The 16,960-nt window shown below is 46.3% G+C and carries 18 protein-coding genes; 10 read left to right on the top strand and 8 right to left on the bottom strand.

The genetic code is table 11. From position 1 onward, the window contains the following. Window positions 1-47 precede the first annotated feature (47 nt). The 8 genes from lnt (at window position 48) to EBR25_05275 (ending at window position 8,330) form a co-directional block, all read left to right on the top strand. Window positions 48-1,592, top strand: a complete 1,545-nt coding sequence (gene lnt / locus EBR25_05310) for an apolipoprotein N-acyltransferase (GenBank protein ID NBW40411.1) — start codon at window positions 48-50, stop codon at window positions 1,590-1,592. 64 nt (window positions 1,593-1,656) lie between these two features. After that, the gene (locus tag EBR25_05305) at window positions 1,657-2,376 is read left to right on the top strand and encodes an OmpA family protein (protein ID NBW40410.1); all 720 of its coding nucleotides are present in this window, start codon (window positions 1,657-1,659) and stop codon (window positions 2,374-2,376) included. Then, complete coding sequence (locus tag EBR25_05300) at window positions 2,373-3,533, top strand: thiolase family protein (GenBank protein ID NBW40409.1); 1,161 nt, start codon at window positions 2,373-2,375, stop codon at window positions 3,531-3,533. The genes EBR25_05305 and EBR25_05300 overlap by 4 nt, the downstream gene beginning before the upstream one ends. Before the next feature lie 181 nt (window positions 3,534-3,714). Next, on the top strand, window positions 3,715-4,224 hold the full coding sequence (locus EBR25_05295) for a hypothetical protein (protein NBW40408.1): 510 nt from the start codon (window positions 3,715-3,717) through the stop codon (window positions 4,222-4,224). Then, complete coding sequence (locus EBR25_05290; protein NBW40407.1) at window positions 4,217-5,032, top strand: hypothetical protein; 816 nt, start codon at window positions 4,217-4,219, stop codon at window positions 5,030-5,032. The genes EBR25_05295 and EBR25_05290 overlap by 8 nt, the downstream gene beginning before the upstream one ends. Window positions 5,033-5,049: 17 nt before the next feature. After that, complete coding sequence (locus tag EBR25_05285; GenBank protein ID NBW40406.1) at window positions 5,050-5,970, top strand: hypothetical protein; 921 nt, start codon at window positions 5,050-5,052, stop codon at window positions 5,968-5,970. Window positions 5,971-6,053: 83 nt separating this feature from the next. Then, a complete protein-coding gene (locus tag EBR25_05280; protein ID NBW40405.1) occupies window positions 6,054-6,992 on the top strand; it encodes a methyltransferase domain-containing protein in 939 nt (312 codons plus the stop codon). Window positions 6,993-6,995: 3 nt separating this feature from the next. Then, the gene (locus tag EBR25_05275) at window positions 6,996-8,330 is read left to right on the top strand and encodes an adenosylhomocysteinase (protein NBW40404.1); all 1,335 of its coding nucleotides are present in this window, start codon (window positions 6,996-6,998) and stop codon (window positions 8,328-8,330) included. A gap of 109 nt (window positions 8,331-8,439) precedes the next feature. Here the strand turns inward: EBR25_05275 and EBR25_05270 are convergent, their stop codons facing one another. The 5 genes from EBR25_05270 to EBR25_05250 form a co-directional block, all read right to left on the bottom strand. Further along, window positions 8,440-8,823: a hypothetical protein gene (locus EBR25_05270; GenBank protein ID NBW40403.1), complete on the bottom strand. Its 384-nt coding sequence runs from the start codon at window positions 8,821-8,823 to the stop codon at window positions 8,440-8,442. Window positions 8,824-8,961: 138 nt separating this feature from the next. Further along, a complete protein-coding gene (gene apaG / locus EBR25_05265; protein NBW40402.1) occupies window positions 8,962-9,387 on the bottom strand; it encodes a Co2+/Mg2+ efflux protein ApaG in 426 nt (141 codons plus the stop codon). Window positions 9,388-9,500: 113 nt separating this feature from the next. Next, the gene (locus tag EBR25_05260; protein NBW40401.1) at window positions 9,501-10,580 is read right to left on the bottom strand and encodes an AI-2E family transporter; all 1,080 of its coding nucleotides are present in this window, start codon (window positions 10,578-10,580) and stop codon (window positions 9,501-9,503) included. Between the two features lie 89 nt (window positions 10,581-10,669). Further along, window positions 10,670-10,936 (bottom strand): hypothetical protein, encoded by a 267-nt coding sequence (locus EBR25_05255; protein ID NBW40400.1) that lies wholly within the window; start codon window positions 10,934-10,936, stop codon window positions 10,670-10,672. Between the two features lie 157 nt (window positions 10,937-11,093). After that, the gene (locus EBR25_05250; GenBank protein ID NBW40399.1) at window positions 11,094-12,578 is read right to left on the bottom strand and encodes a hypothetical protein; all 1,485 of its coding nucleotides are present in this window, start codon (window positions 12,576-12,578) and stop codon (window positions 11,094-11,096) included. A 222-nt stretch (window positions 12,579-12,800) separates the two neighbouring features. On the opposite strand from EBR25_05250, the gene EBR25_05245 reads away from it, so the two are divergent. Next, a complete protein-coding gene (locus tag EBR25_05245; GenBank protein NBW40398.1) occupies window positions 12,801-13,757 on the top strand; it encodes an SGNH/GDSL hydrolase family protein in 957 nt (318 codons plus the stop codon). A gap of 41 nt (window positions 13,758-13,798) precedes the next feature. Here EBR25_05245 and EBR25_05240 read toward each other — a convergent pair whose 3' ends face one another. From EBR25_05240 to EBR25_05230, 3 genes are read right to left on the bottom strand one after another with little or no spacing between them, the layout of a single operon-like run. Continuing rightward, entirely contained in the window at window positions 13,799-14,758 is a 960-nt protein-coding gene (locus tag EBR25_05240; GenBank protein NBW40397.1) for a phosphoribosylaminoimidazolesuccinocarboxamide synthase, read from the bottom strand. Further along, window positions 14,724-15,794 (bottom strand): hypothetical protein, encoded by a 1,071-nt coding sequence (locus EBR25_05235; protein ID NBW40396.1) that lies wholly within the window; start codon window positions 15,792-15,794, stop codon window positions 14,724-14,726. Before EBR25_05235 ends, EBR25_05240 begins: the two co-directional genes overlap by 35 nt. Window positions 15,795-15,813: 19 nt before the next feature. After that, on the bottom strand, window positions 15,814-16,236 hold the full coding sequence (locus EBR25_05230; GenBank protein NBW40395.1) for a hypothetical protein: 423 nt from the start codon (window positions 16,234-16,236) through the stop codon (window positions 15,814-15,816). Window positions 16,237-16,355: 119 nt separating this feature from the next. Here EBR25_05230 and def point away from each other — a divergent pair, with 119 nt between their 5' ends. Further along, a complete protein-coding gene (gene def, locus EBR25_05225) occupies window positions 16,356-16,847 on the top strand; it encodes a peptide deformylase (GenBank protein ID NBW40394.1) in 492 nt (163 codons plus the stop codon). Window positions 16,848-16,960 lie beyond the last annotated feature (113 nt).

Here is a 16,960-nt window from a genome sequence, read left to right as displayed (position 1 = left end):
AGAACAGAGCCGGAGAAAGTTCAGTTGAATCTTGGGGGAACAACAGAATGAAAGAAGACTCTCGACGACTCTTTTCGAGCGCGACTCTTCTACCCCTGTTTCAAAGCTTCCTTGTCGCTTCTCTTATTGGAATCGGATGGTGGTATCCGGGAACCTCGACTCACTGTGTTTTGTCTTGGCTCGGGATAATAGGCATCCTTCTGATTATTCGAGGCAAACAGCCCCTGAAAAATCTCTTTTTTACCGGATGTTTTATCCAGCTCTTTGGCTTCTTCTGGCTACTGGAAACAATTCACCGCTTCGGAGCCTTTCCACTCGTCGCTGCAGTGCCTATTTTCATCGTCTTTGTTTTGGGAAGCGCACTTCAGTTTCCCCTCTTCGGCTTACTCCTGAAATACCTACCCTCACGACTCAACCACTATGCACTCAGTGCTCCAATCGCATGGATTATTTCAGAGCAGTGGTCTGTTCGCATTTTCCCTTGGCATCTCGGGCATTCGCAACTTGCCTTCACTGAGTTCGCCCAAATAGCAGGCATTGTCGGAACACTTGGAATATCATTTATCATGGTCTGGTTCGCAGAGGGCGTGATACGCCTAAGAGTCGCCAGAAAAGGACTCTTCTATTCATTCCTTGTTATGATCATTTCTGTGCTCTACGGTCATCAGCAAATAGCACGATTTTCCGCACAACGCGCTGAACGCCAGACTATCTCGGTAGCGCTCATCCAAGGAAATATTCCGCTGCATCGAGAAAATACACGTTCCTCTGCGGCAAACGACATTCGCACTCATCTCAATCTCTCAATGCCGTATGACTCAGAAAACACCCTGATTATCTGGCCAGAGTCTGCAATTATGAATTGGACCTATGCTGGCATCACTCATCGGAGCCAAGACCCCCGACTTCCTCATTTGCGTTTTGCTCCCCTCCTCTCTGGTTTACTCACTTTTGAAACACGAGAAAAACAGTTCAATAGTGCGCTCCTGATTAATTCAGATGGTGCGATCGGAACTCCTTATCATAAACAAATCCTGATGCCGTATGGAGAGTATACTCCCCTCAGTCAGACCTTCCCCTGGCTGATGAAAATTAATAATATGGCAGCAAATTTTACAGCGGGAGCTACTCCAGGGATTCATCGCATCTCTCTCAAGGACAACGGAGTAGAAAAAAACGTTCGAGCAGGAACATTAATCTGTTACGAAGATGTCATTCAATCGCTCGCGAGAGAATCTGTAAAAGCTGGGGCTGAGTTTCTCGTAAATCTTACAAACGACGCTTGGTTTGGAGATACCGCGGCTCTTGACCAACACCACCTTATCGCCTCATTTCGAGCCATTGAGAATAACCGTTTTCACCTAAGAGCAACAAATACTGGAAAAACGGCGATTGTAAATCCCCTCGGAACGACAATTCATGAGCTTTCTTCTGCAACAGAGGGAGCGCTCAAAGGGGAGATCTTTCCTATTCAGTCAGAAACAATTTATACAAGACTGGGGAATCTGCCATGGACGGTTCTAAGCCTCCTCGGTGGTCTGATGGTGCTGTCAGTTCTCTTGAAAGAGAAACGCGCGGCTAAAATCGAGTAGTTGTAAGTTTATCGCGGAGACGTGATACTACTACGTGACAGTGAGTAATTGTAACGGAGTGAATATGCGCCTGACAAATCTCTCTATGAGCATTATGTTTCTCTTTTCTTTATCATGGCTGCCGTTGGGCTGCTCAAATCCACAGCCTGGCCCAGACAAGACAATTGCAGGTGCGGTTTTGGGGGCTGCTTGGGGCGCAGGAGCTGGTGCTGTAGTCGGCAACCAGATCATGCATGATGGTGAAGGGGTAGCCGTCGGTGCTGGACTCGGTCTGGTACAGGGAAGTTTGCAAGGTGCCGGATTTGATATCAACGAGAGCGCTCTTGAGAAACAAGAAGAAGCGTTAGAGTCTATTAAGGTGGCGAATGCAGCCAACCGTCACCGACTAGCAGATATTCAAGCCGACCTTGATTCACGCTCCTTTTCGAGTTACATCGGGGGAGTCTATCAAATTTTCTTTGATATTGATTCCACGAACATGCGAGCGGGAGCAGTATCAAATCTAGAGGTTATTGCCAACTCAATCCTTCAATCGCCCAGAACTATCAGTGTACATGTAATCGGTCACTCTGATGACTCTGGAACCCCAAGCTATAACGAGCGGCTATCAGAATCACGAGCTCGAAATGTAGCAGCATATTTTACTGCGAAGGGTTTCCCATCATCACTGGTGCATGTATCAAGTTTCGGAAGTAAGCGGCCGATTGCGAGTAATGAAACACCCGTAGGACGCCAATTAAATAGACGAGTAGATGTTCACGTTTCAGATAAGGAATCACAATGAGTCAGAGTCAAACAGCATATATTATCGACACCTGCCGCACTCCACGTGCGAAGAGAAAAGGGGCATTTCAGTCAGTTCATCCAATCGATTTAATGACTCATCCCCTCAATGGGATTACGCAGCGAAACGCTCTTTCGCCAGAGCTTATCGAAGACGTAATTCTCGGTTGCGTCACCCAGGTTGGGGAGCAAGGGTGGTGTGTTGCTCGAGCGTCCGTGTTAGGAGCTGGCTGGCCAATAACAGTACCAGGTACCACGATTAATCGACTCTGTGGCTCGGGCCAACAAGCAACCAATTTTGGCGCTTCAATGATACAATCAGGAAATGCTGACCTGATTATTTCAGGTGGCCTTGAGCATATGACTCGGGTTCCGATGTTCTCAGACCTCGGTGGAGAGGAAAGCCCAGCGCTCAAGAAACATCACGCGGATTTAGTCCAGCAGGGAGAATCCGCGGAGATTTTAGCGGAGGAATTCGGACTCTCAAGAGATGAGCTTGACCAATTTGCTTATCAATCACAAATGAAAGCAAAAGAGGCTGCTGCTGATAATAGATTTGCAAACAGTCTTATCGGTGTTCCATATCAGGACCTCGAAACAAACGAACACCTCACTCTCGAGCAGGACAACAATCCGCGCCCAACGACAACGCTCGAAGCACTTGCTGGATTAAAAACTGTCTTTAAAGAAAATGGCGTAATAACGGCTGGGAATGCCTCTGCCATAGTAGACGGCGCTGCTGCAATTCTTCTTTCAAGCGAAAGAGCAGTGAAGGAACATCAGCTAAAGCCACGTGCTCGAATCGTGAGTATGGCAGTTATTGGTTCACCACCGCGTATCATGCTTACCGGCCCAATCGAAGCCAGTCGCCAGGTCTTGGAGCGAGCGAATCTCTCCGTAAAAGACATCGACCTTTGGGAGATTAATGAAGCATTTGCTCCAGTTCCGCTCGTTACCATGCGGGAGCTGCAAATTGAGCAAGACCAGGTGAATGTCAGTGGTGGGGCAATCGCGCTTGGGCACCCTCTGGGAGCTACGGGTGCAATTCTCCTTGGAACGCTACTTGACGATCTTGAGCGAACCAATGGCCGCTATGGATGTTGCACGATGTGTATCGGTCTCGGCATGGGGATTGCTACCATTATAGAGAGACTCTGACGCGTTCGTCCTTCTAACAGGTCTTGCAATACGCCACTACGCACACATACCGAAGGGTCGACATCGAGAAAGACACTCTTTCTCTGGCGCCCTCATCTGGGCATTGATCTTCCAACCCGTTAGGATGTTATACTCTCCCTCAAGGAACCATCCATGATGAAAGCTTGAGGAGAGGCGTTGCATGTTTTCTTATTCCGTTGAAGATGCCGTTGAATGTTTTCAAAATGCCAAGAACATTAATGCGGCCATAAAAAAGATTATAAAATCCGATGCGGCAAAGGATCCGAGTACGCTTCGCTTCGTAAAAGCCTTCAAATCCGCGATTAAGTATCAAAAACAAGAAGCTCTCACCGCATTTCTAGAGAGCGCATTTGGAGAGTACGATCAACATTTATTTCTGGTCCTGAGAAACTCTTATTCCTCTCTTTTTGAACCAGTGATTGACGAGATTATTTCTGAATATGCAGATAGGTTTAATGAAACCTACGAAATTGATTATTCAACAAATACGATTAGCATTACTGTAGAGAACGAATTCAAAGATCTGGGACAAAAGGCAATTGAGCAACTCGTAGCAAAAATCAGCAATGCGGATCTCCCAGTGAATGGATTCATGAAAGAAGCGACTCTCTATGCGCTCTTCGAACCTCTGGTGCTTGAAGAGCTCGCCAAAAGAGTGTCCGTTGATTGACGATGAAAAATTAAAAAGGCGTCCCATGAATAATGATGAGAGCCCCTCAAGCCTTCCACTCATCACCTTCCTGCTCCTCCTTGCATGCATGACCGCTCTTTTTGTCTTGTACAAAAGACTTCAACAACTCTCCGATACCGTGATGCAGACTGAGGCAGACATTTCTCATCTTGTTTCTGAATTCTCAAATTTGCTGGATACCCTCGAGAACAAGAAAGGAAAAAATCAATTAGTCGCTCCTGCTGATCTTTCTGCGAACTCGTATGCTGATTATCAGCGAGAGCAGGAAGCCCGCGTAAAGATTATTCAAGGACTCAACAGTGGCATGTACCAACTGAGCACAACGATTGCCCTTATGGAAAGCGTCATTGAGCCTCCAATAGAACGAGACTTTACCATCTATCACATTCAAATGACGCTTCCTGCCAACGGCACGTCGTATCCGATACAGGTCGGTATCGCAACTTCCGGGTATTTGTCGGTTCCACGTCTGTATATCGACTACAATAGTGATGGTAGAGTTGATGTTGGTGCTTTACACCAACTTGTTGGATGGCTACCGCTACAGAAAATCTTTAGCCGCAGCGTGAACCCTGCAACCGCTCAACAGCTCTATAATATTTTTCTTCAACAACACGAAGAGGCTGCTTTTTCAAATATAGACACCATCAATAATTCGGGGAATAGGCTAGTACAAGAAATCTGGAATATCATCTCTTCCCATACGGACGACATACTTGGGTGGATCGAGGCTGATGGAAGAGAACAAATATCACAACCTGCCCTCGAGGAAGGAGCGAGATTCTAGGAATAGTATTTGATTAGATGCGATTACTCTTTACTGACATCATAGCATCACTTGCTGCCAAAACAGTATCACTTGCTACTCGCATACTCCCTGGTGCGATAATCCGTGCATCTTTTGAAGTAATCATTCGTATCGTTCTCATTTTTCAGCCGAAGCACTTACAGGTAGCGAGAACGAATCTTACGATAGTATTCCCTGATATGTCAGATCATGAGCAACGGAAGCTAATCAATCGGCATATTCAATATCTTGCCAATTTTCTCTATGAAGCATTTCGCCTTCCACAGATAACGGAAGATTGGGTTAATAAAAATATTGTCTTTCCAGAGGGCAAAGAAAACTTTCTGGCTGAAGCAAGCCCCAATGGAAGACTCTACCTCACAGGTCACCTTGGAGTCTTCGAATTGTTAGCACAAACTATGGCGCTTAAGGGATTCCCATTGCACTTTGTGGTGCGAAAGTTTCCTGGCCCACGTCTAGAGCAGTGGTGGAGGAGCATACGAGAGAAACATGGCAATCGAGTTATTGAGCGAAGTGGCGCATATCGAAAACTTCTACACGTGTTAAATCAAGGAGGACGCGCTGGACTCTTATTTGATCAGAATATCACTCTTTCGCGTGCAGTTTTCCCAAGATGGTTCTCACTGCCAGCAGCAACAACGAAAGCGGTAGGGTATTCCATTCTCAAGGCAAACCCTCGCGTTACCGTTCTTTCATTAGTGAGAAATACATCAGGACAGTATGAATTTCTCGTGAGTGATTGCCAGACTGACGCCATTAGAGATGATCCGTCCCTATCTCGAGAGGAAAAAATATTGGCAATTACTCAAAAAGTCACTGACCTCTTTACGCCCATGATTGAAGAATTCCCTGAGCAATGGTTCTGGTTCCATCGGAGATGGAAAACAAGGCCTGACGGCACAACATATCAATACTGATGTCTCATAGTACTTGTAATATGCTGAAATGATTAGATATCGACATATTGATATCTATCGATATAGTATGTTATACTCCAAGTATGGACATCGCAGGAATCTTAAAGGCATTAGCCGATGACTCTCGACTGAGGCTGCTTCACCTTCTTTCGAAGGGAAGTTTTAATGTGCAAGAGCTCACAAACACCCTTCATTTGAGCCAATCAACGGTTAGCCATCACTTAAAAATTCTGGAACAAGCAGGACTTGTAAGTCATCGAAAAGAAGGCTCGTGGGCCTTCTATACCATTAGCCCCTCTGATCAGTCCTCATTCGAAGGGCAACTCCTTGCGCTTACAACCGAGGCAATTACTCGTTCAGCAAAACTTACTGACTTACTTGAAGAAGATCGCCGCGCTATTCAACAAGTGCTTTCAGCACGTCGCGATAAGGGTCGCCGCTATTTTGAAACCGTCGCACAGGACTGGAGCCAGATCCGTGACGAGGCTCAAGGAAAAGCTGACTATCTTCCGTATTTGAAAGATAGAATTTCGCCTTCATGCTCACTGCTGGAACTCGGATGTGGCTCAGGCACCGTTTTAAAGCAACTTGCTCCTCGCTCTGGAGAAACCTTCGGTGTTGACTATTCAAGTGCCATGATTGAGCAAGCACGAGAAAACCTGAAACACATTGAATCAGCCGTTGATCTACGACTTGGATACCTTGAGCATCTACCGATCGGAGATGAGACGATCGATTGTGCGATTGCGTGTATGGTCTTTCATCATATTGCTGAACCACTAGAGGCACTCAGAGATATTGCGCGAGTGCTTCGCCATGATGGAAAGCTCGTTGTCGTTGACCTCGTCGAACATGACAACGAGTATATGCGGGAGCGATACGCTGATCTTTGGCTCGGATTTAATACTGAGACATTCTCACGTTGGGGGGCTCAGCTCGGACTGGAAACTCAACACACTGAAGTGCTTGGAGCCGAGAAAGATGTTTTTGTAATTGAAATGACTAAACATGAAAAGGAATAAATCATGAATGCAAATGCGTTAGCAAAAAAATTAGCTGAAGGAGATGTCGACTACAAAGTCGCTGATATCTCTTTAGCAGAGTGGGGTCGAAAAGAGATTGAACTGGCAGAGACCGAGATGCCAGGGCTCATGGCGATTCGCGAGGAGTACAGAGATGCTAAGCCCTTAAAAGGAGCAAAGATCGCTGGATGTCTCCATATGACCATTCAGACAGCGGTGCTCATTGAAACTCTCATTGAGCTTGGTGCAGAAGTCCGCTGGTCAAGTTGTAATATTTACTCTACCCAAGACCATGCGGCTGCCGCGATCGCTGCAGCGGGAATACCTGTCTTTGCATGGAAAGGGGAGACAGAGGAGGAGTATGACTGGTGTATCGTTCAAACCCTCACGTTTTCTGATGGGAAGGGTCCGAACATGCTCCTGGATGACGGCGGAGACCTCACGATCATGGTCCACGAACAATTCCCGCAACTGATTGAAGAGATCAGAGGAGTATCTGAGGAGACTACTACTGGCGTCGCTAGACTGTACCAGATGGCGAAAAAAGGCACCCTGAAGATGCCAGCCTTTAACGTAAACGACTCTGTCACGAAGTCAAAGTTCGACAACTTATACGGATGCCGAGAATCACTTGCTGATGGTCTCAAGCGTGCTACTGATATCATGCTTGCAGGAAAAGTTGTCTGCGTTGCAGGGTATGGCGGTGTTGGAAAAGGATGTGCTCAGTCCATGAAAGGTTATGGCGCAAGAGTGCTCATTACTGAAATCGATCCAATTCTGGCGCTCCAAGCAGCAATGGAAGGATTTGAAGTCACTACTATGGAAGCAGCTGCTTCGGTGGCAGATATCTTTGTTACAGCAACAGGAAACTGCGATGTGGTAACTGGTGAGCACATGGTAGAGATGAAAAATGAGGCAATCCTTTGTAACATCGGTCACTTTGACAATGAAATTGATATGACGTGGCTGGAAAATACGAAGGGTGTCATCGAAACGAGTATCAAGCCACAGGTAGACAAATTCACACTACCAAATGGCCGTTCGATTATCGTGCTGGCTCGTGGCCGACTTGTGAACCTTGGATGTGCAACAGGCCATCCAAGTTTTGTCATGTCAGCTTCTTTCACGAACCAAGTAATTGCTCAGATTGAGCTCTTCACGAATCCAGATAAGTATGGAATAGACGTTCACATGCTTCCAAAAAAGTTGGATGAAAAAGTAGCGCGTCTACACCTTGATAAGCTTGGAGTAAGACTCACTGAGCTAACCAAGAAACAGGCTGACTACTTGGCAGTAAACAAGGAAGGTCCTTACAAGCCAGAACACTACCTCTACTAGTATTTTGGCAACACAGCGAAGAAGTCCCTCGTGGTATTCTTCGCTGTTCAGCAAACGAGCGGGGAAAGAGAGCTTCTTTTTCTCCGCTCGCTTTTATTTCGCAGCCGTCTCATGGCATGTTTCGCATAAAGTCAGCAATATGCGTAAACTTCTCATCAAGGAAGTCTCTGACCTCTTTATCCGCTATACACTCCTCCAAAGCACGTCGCATACACAACAGCCACTGATCGCGCTCGGATTCCCCTATCTGAAATGGCATATGACGCATGCGAAGCCGTGGATGCCCATATTTTTCAACGTACAGGGGTGGGCCACCACTCCAGCCAGACAAAAACAATACGAGCTTCTCTTCTGATTCGTCCAGCTCTTCTGGATGGAGCAATCGGATGCCCTCTGCTTCTGGTAGAGTATCCATCAGTTGATAGAAGGTTGTTACAAGCCTACGAATACCGGCTTCTTCCCCCATACGTTGGTAAAGATCAACTAGCGCCATACTCCTCACTGAAATAAACGTTCCGTATTTACAACATGAAATCACATGGAAGCGTTTCAGACTCCTGCAAAACAAAAAATATTAAGAGGCCTGATTACCCTCCGAAGTTTAACGAAATGAAGTTTAGCCCGATACAGTTTAGTGAAATACAACAGGATAGTGAAGATCAAACGATGGAATGGGTATCTCCCGAAACTTTCCTTCGGAGGTTCTAAAGGTATAACTCCCCTCCATCCTCCCAATAGGGTCACGAATAGTTGCAGTGCTGGTATACTCAAAGATATCTTCTCTTAAAATCATGGGCTGTTGACCGTAAATTCCTGGTGCAACCACCTCGGCCATATGCGTTCCACCAGAAAAGATCATCCAGTGTCTTTCCAGCAATTGAACGTCAACACCACTTCGATTTTCTATTGTAATAGTATATGAGAAGGCAAAGGTATCTTCTGACGGATTTGAATCCTCCGCTATGTATTCGGGAAAGACTGTGATACGCAGTCCCTCTGCTTCAAGAGAATAGTGCTCAGTTTCTAATATTCCCACACGATCGGAATAACACAGCATGGACAGGTGCGCTACCAGGAAATTAGGCAACCTCCAGCTAACTACCTGATATTAATCATATCTAACTATAAATATGTTAAAGCTTCGTCCCGAAAGCTCTTGGCAAATTTTGACTACGCCACTTCTTCTCTTCCGCTCTCCTCTGGTTCACGTGCAGAAAGCCGACCACGATTCGTCATCAAAATAGCAACCCACCGCAACTCCTCGCTGTGCTCAAGGAGAATCTTCACAATCATCGTCAACGGAACTGAAAGAAGCGCTCCCGCTGGTCCCCATAGCCATCCCCAGACAATTAACGAGAGAAAGACCACTAACGGCGAAAGGCCTAGTCTTGGCCCGAGAAGAATAGGCTCTAGAAAATTACTCACAACATTATTAACAATCAGATACGCTATGATAAGCGTTATCCCCATTGGTACTCCTCCGAGGAGAAACCCCAAAATAACTGCCGGAATCGCGGCAAAAATCGAGCCGACAAAAGGTATATAGTTCAACACGTATGCAATCAGGCCCCATAAGATCCAAAAATCAACGCCGACAAAGTAGTTGATTAACCCTACTGATATTCCTGTGATGAGGCTCGTTACCGTCTTTATAAGAATATATCGCTGTACATCCGTTGCTACCCCTTCAAATCGCTCAACCTGAAAGGCTTCTCCCATGGCATAGGCGAGTTTCTGGCGAAAATCCGTCGCCTCATACAGCATGAATATCATCATTACAAAAACAAGTACCGTTACAGAAACTGCCCCAAAAAGCCCACGGATGGTACTACTGACAACATCCACAACGGCAGCCGGCTCGATAGAGTCGACAATCATGCCTGTGGAATACTCCAGACCAAATTCACCAAGGTAATCATCCACCTTCTGAGAAAGTTCATCCAGACCTCCAGCATAACGAGGTACTGCAGAGCGAAACTCTTGAATTGAACCAAAGAAGAGATTCCCAACAAGCGCGAGTAACGTGATGATGATAATGGCAACGATCAAAACCGATAAAAACTTCGGGACCCCTTTGCGCGCTAAATAGTGAGTCGGCGGAGTTCCAAGCACTGCAAGAAAAAAAGAAAACAAGATTGGAATGAAGACTACTTGGGCGGCTTTCAAACCAGCGGCAACAACACACAGCGCTGCGAGCCCCACCAACAACTTCATCCCGGGAAAGCGGTGCTTAATCTCCTGAATCTCCATAGAGGGGAGAATGCCAGTAGACAGGCAGCCGCACAAGGCAGTACCGCTCGTTCTCTGCCGTTGCTAACGCCGAAGATGGCTTTGAAATGCTACAGAAACCTTTCGAGGGAGGCTGGCACCTCACAACCCTGCTTTTGTAACGCTTCGACAGCCTGATGACACCCATGCTCAACCGCTGAATGGATCATCTCAGCGAGCTCTACATGAACACCAGCTATCTCTGTTAAGAGTCCGAGCTGTTCCTCTGGAGTAATCCTTGGATCTAACGTTATAGATTTTAAGACTCGTATTGAGACTTCTCGAATGCGATCGGCATGAAATTTTACCTGATGGGACTGATTTTCTTGGAATGACACACTTACCTCCACGGGAATCCTTGCTTCCACACACTTACCTAGGAGTAGGAGTCGACCCCTCGAGCAAAAAACCTAAGATCTAAATATATTTACGAATTCATCGTAGCTGTAGAATGATACGAAGAGCAGAGGACACCTACTATCCTCAATTTCACTATCAGCTGCACTCTGCGTTCGGAAACTCTTGGCTACGAGCCTCATACTCATCCCGCTTTATCAACACAGTGTGCTGAAGCATTGTTTGGGGAGCCTGATAAACAATACACCACTCTCCGCTCAGAAGCAGAAGCGAAATCAATGGAGAATCTCCGTGCCAGAGCACGCTATTTGGCCTATAAAGACTCATCACTTCGCTCCAACCTCTCTTTCCTGCGAATGCTTTTCCTACCATTTCCCCAACATCTGCTGGGGTAACATTCGTTCTTCCATCGATAATTACCTTCTCAGAAGCCGTATTTGGATCACTGCTATAGTGATACATCATGTATCCTCCATAGCCGAACGTATGCAGTACTGGAGGAGAGATATTCTTCTCGACCATGAAGGAAACGGCCTCACTGGGAACGATGCTCGTTTCAAGCTTTGTAGCCATGCCCTGCTTCGCCAGAACGTAAATCAGACAAATGAGAATAAAGCCAACTCCCTCCAAGGGAAGATGCTTACTTCCAAACAAGGAGCGAAATTTTCCTACGGCTTCAGTGAGATTCCCAAAGCGAACATTTCGGATTTTCCCCTCCCCCCAAACCGACGCGATAACGGCAAAAATAAAAAGAATTGCATATGGAAGAAACTTCACGACCGCAAGTCCTCCAAGCAGTAAGCCTCCAGCAAGACAGGTTCGTGAAGGAGAGAACAGCTGAGGCCTTAAGAACAAGAGCATCCCAAGAAAAAATGCTCCTAAAAGCATGAAGCCTGTTGGATATTGAAGTATTGTCGCAGCTTGAAACTCGATGATCGAAGAATGCTCTAAAGGGTGATTCGTCTTCGATAGAAAAATGAGCCACTCACCTCCAAGATATGGAGTAATAAGTGTTCCCAGAAAACCAAACAAAACCAACCATGCGGTCAACGCAAGGTTCTTCCGCTCTAAGGTCCAAAAGATAATTACCGCAATCCCGATAATCGTCGTAATATGAATATTAGCCCAGAGGCTCATCACCAAGAAAATTCCGAGAGACGCGGGGAATAGGCGCCCTCGCCGGACTGCAACTTCGCAAAAATAAATGAGCCAGATTAAATATAGCCAGGTAAAACTTTGTGGGCGTAGCGTAAAATGACTCTGGCACCCTATTAAAGCAACGATCCCGAGGAGTAGGCCAAAAAACCAGTCTCTTGAGAGCTTCGCATAAACAAAACACAACGAGAGGCCAACTATTTGAATAAGAATTCCTTTCATCCAGAAGAGCCAGTCGATGCCTCCCTTCGACTCAGCCCAGGCAAACAAGACTTCGGTCATCCAAGAATATGCGGTAAAAGGTTGGCCCAACGCATAGAGATTCCAATGCTCCTGAACCGGCACTACTCCGTGCGCAAGTATCCATTTACCAATTGCAATGTGCCACCAGAGATCAGGGTCTAAAATGGGTTGAAGAACATAGAGTCCCGCAACAATTCCACAAAAAAGCCAAATCAAGGTTCGCACAGAGAACAATCTCCCATCACATATAACCGTTTAAGGATAGCTGCCTTTCACGGTCCTCGTATAGCCCCATATATTCATCAGAAAGCGTCGATTCAGGGCATGGAGCTCGGTTTTCCCCTTTTTTTGATTGATACTTGCAATCAAGAGACTTCAGGAACAAAATATTTAAGAAATCAGCCGCGATATGTTTATCGCAGGGCATGAGAGTCGCTTAGAAACCGTATGACACCTTCTAGAGTCAAACAGAAAGTTTTTAAAACCCTACAAGGGCTATCTCATAGCCTATCCTCAATCTTACTGGGTGGTGCGCTCATCTTTTCAACTCAAGCGTTTGCCTGCCCAAACATCCTGGAGTATATCGATACGAACTGCGATGGCTCCATTCGTTTTATGCTGACAGGTGACAGCATCGTAAGAGGCGTAGGTGATGAAGAAGGTCTGGGGTATCCAAAAAGACTCAAACAGCTAGTGGGTGACTCACACTTTAAAGCTCTCAACCTGGGTGTCCCGGGAACTACCCCGCGAGAGCTAAGAAGGTCTTTTATTCGGAATATTGATAAGGGTGGAAAAACGACGAGGCGAACTCGGGATATAGACTATACTCTCATTCAGGTGGGAACGAACAGCTACTGGACTGGAGATCAACCTTTTCAAGTTGTAATGCAAATTCATCGGCTGAAGAAATATATCGAACGAGCCCTCGAAGAACGCAATGGGACAAAACCCATCGTATTCACCGCGACTGTTCCAATGACCGAAAGAAGTTTCCAGAATCCTTTCCTCAGTGATCTCAATACCGAGCTTTTGCGGAAACAGGGGCTAAATGTGCTGGTGCGTTTTGATAAAATTCCCGTCGACAAACTGGCAATAAGAGACTCTCTTCACCCTGGCGCAGCTGGTTACAAGCGAATGGCGCGAAGGGCACGCAAAGGATTAGAAAAAGCTCAGCCAATTGCAGCAGAAATAGTAACGGACCAAGATTTTGATAATCTCTATGATGCGGCAGAAATTGGCATTTACTTTACGAACCCTACGCTTACAGATACGGATGAAGATGAGTTAAGCGATGGGGAAGAGGTTCTGATATATAAAACGAACCCACTGCTCTCAGACACCGATGGAGATGGGGCTAGTGATTATGCTGAAATTCAGAGCGGAACCGATCCCCTCATCCCTTAAGTGCTTTATTCTTTTCAGCTACACATAGCACGATGCGCAAGCTATTCATCCCGAAGCTCGTATTCCTCTAAGACTGCTTTGATTCTCTCTTCCGTATCCCCAACCGAGGGAACAAATGATTCCCCTGTAATACGCTCAAAGGCTGAAATATAGTGGAGTGAGAGTTCACGTACGTATTCATCGGGTAAATGAGGCGGGGTGCCCACCCCCATAAAGCCCTGTGCTATCAACCACTGTCTTACCGGTTCCTTGTCAAGCATTTCGGGAGAAGTATTCGATGACAGCGCGGATTCATACGTTGCTGAGACCCAATAACGAGAAGAATCTAATGTATGTACCTCATCAGCTAGTACTACTCGCCCATCTCGCAGACCAAATTCATATTTTGTGTCCACCAGTAGCAGTCCACGCTTAGCAACTTCATGCGTTGCATAATGAAAAAGCTCTAGCGCTCGCGTGCGCACCTCTTCCCATACCTTCTCGCTGACAATTCCCCGTTGAATAATTTCGATTTCACTAATTGGCTCATCATGCTCACCCTTTGGTGCTTTCGTTGATGGAGTAATCAGAGGCTCTGAAAGCTTTTCATAACAAGCAAGACCATCGGGCAACCTGATTCCACTCACTGCCCTTCCCTCCTGATAGTCGCGCCACGCACTGCCAGCAAGATATCCACGGACCACTACCTCGACAGGTAAAATATCAACATGGTGCACCACCATTACGTTTGGATCAGGGCAGGCAACAAGATGATTCTCAATAATTCCTTCTGTTTTCCTAAACCAGTAATCAGCCATCTGATTCAAGACCTGTCCTTTAAATGGAACTGCGCCAAGAACGACATCGAAACAACTAATACGGTCTGTTGTAATCAGGTATCGATATTTTCTTCCTCGATAGGCATCTCGGACCTTTCCCTCATAACGTCCTGAGAGAAAGTCTAGCTCCGTTCGCCTGAGTGGCAATTCAAACTGACTGTCTATCGCCTTGCCGTAGTCCATGTTTTCTCCTGCGATATTTCTTACTGTTACCAGAAAGCGCATCAACAATTCGTAAGTTTTTACGAATTGCTCTCTTCAAATACTTCGGCGGTGACCACAAACCAGGGCGCCCAGCAATCACTCCCGCTTTTTGCAGAAGCAGTTGCGCTTGTTGAAGGCGTTCGTCCCCGTTGGAAGGAGTTTGGGAGAGAAGCAACGCAACCGCTTTGTTATTAAAAATGGCAGCTCGAAGCTCAGGATGAGCGTATGGCTCAAGATATGCTGCCGCCTGGGTATAGCCTTGAAGAGCTCGCTTCCACGAGCCCTTTTTCTGAAGCTCGTAACCTTCCTTCAACCTGATGTTTGAAAGCTTTAGCCATGGGAATGCGAGATGAGAGCGCGCATCCCAATGGCTGATGTGATTTGAGGTCTTCATCAGAAGTGCTTTTAACTCTTTTTCATTTTCAGAATCTTTCTCTAACAACAAAATTTCTAGAATTCGTGCGATAAAAAGACCAGTTTGCTGCACCGGCTTTATGGAAAGTTCTACTCCCTGTATATTCTCAACAACCGCAAGCTCCATCGCCTGATTCGATGATTGTAAGCGATAGCGCTTTAGCGGGGGCTTCTTTTTCTCAAAAGAGACTCTAATCTGCTCTTTGTTCCCCCAAATAACCGCAGATGAGTGGGGGAAAATGTCTCGAAGCTCTGCCTCTGAGTGAACAACTCGAAAGTAGCGCAGCAAACTGTTTTTTACACGTTCAGAGCTAAATCGAGTGATCTGCTCGCGTAACTGAAGCAAATGGGCTTCGCTTGAGTCATTCTCTAGCTGCGAAAGAAGCACCCCTCTACTCTCAGGTCCTACGGACAAAGAAAATACAAAGCGTACTCCAAAGAACATTACTGGCAGGCTTGTAAGCAGAGCCACTACCATCCACTTTTTCTGCTTAAGGAAGACATAGGGAACGGCGGCCAAAACGAGTGGAAACACAAGATAATGCCGCTCTGAGAGAGAAAGATTCTGAAGCTCAAGCAAAAAGAAGAGAAGCACTGGCACTGCCAGAACTATCCACTGTCTATGCCACAATCTTATCACCGAACTTACACTCCATAAGGTGTAGAAAGCACATCTCGCTTTCCGCCGAAAGTAACTCGCCAAACTCGGCCTCACTAACAGTCATATAGTGAATTCCCTGCCGCTGCAAAACTTCTGGCAGGTAACGGTCGCGCTCTACCTCTCGAATGTCAACTGTCTCAGTAAAATCTGAGCGAAACTCTACCACGAGACGAGGCTCATCTTCATTATTTACTAACGTAAAAAGACATCGAAAACCCTCTGCCCAATCTCTGTATCCAGGGTTTGTCTCGGGGCAAAGCTCTGGAAGGTTGCCACTGCATACAAATGATATTCTCGCCTGAGGCACTATTCGCTCTCGCCCAAACACCCTCATCAGGATGCGATAGAGCTGTGCCTCTCGTAGGTCTATCGCATCTGACATACCGCTTCCTATCCTCCTTCTTACTGCCCCTTTCTCTCCTACTCTAGCGAGCTGGAGGAAATCAGACAAACCTCCATCAATCTCTATAAGAAATCCTAAGAATCAGGTACCCTTCTTATATGGCAAAGAGAGAAATTCGTATCTATCCTGATGATGTCCTGAGACAAGAAACGATTCACGTTACCGAGTTTGCGAAAGGATTACACACGCTACTCGATGATATGAAAGAGACGATGTATAGCGCTCATGGCATTGGGCTTGCAGCGCCACAAATCGGCGAGCTTTTAAGAGTCACCGTCATAGATGTATCAGAAGATGGAGATGATCCGTTAGAATTTATTAATCCGATCATTACAACCAAGGATGGGACAGTCCCATCAGAAGAAGGCTGCCTCAGTATCCCAGACTTTCGAGAAACGATAACACGAGCCGAATGTGTTACCGTTGACGCACAAAACCGGCATGGTGAATCGTTTCAAGTTGAAGCTGATGGCCTACTTGCAATCTGTCTCCAACATGAAATTGATCATCTAGACGGAGTGCTGTTCATTGATCACTTGAGCAGACTGAAGAGAGAAATTTTCAAGAAAAAGTGGGGAAAACGTCTGTAAGAATCCAAGGCGTAACTCCAAGCCCTTCTGAAGGAGTGGGAACGTGTCATACAAGGTCATCTACTTCGTGACGCCACAATTTGCAGTGCCGCCACTCGAAGCACTCGTTGAAG

Source organism: bacterium, from assembly GCA_009926305.1.
GTDB lineage: Bacteria > Bdellovibrionota_C > UBA2361 > UBA2361 > RFPC01 > RFPC01.
This window is presented reverse-complemented; position numbering and strand designations above follow the sequence as displayed.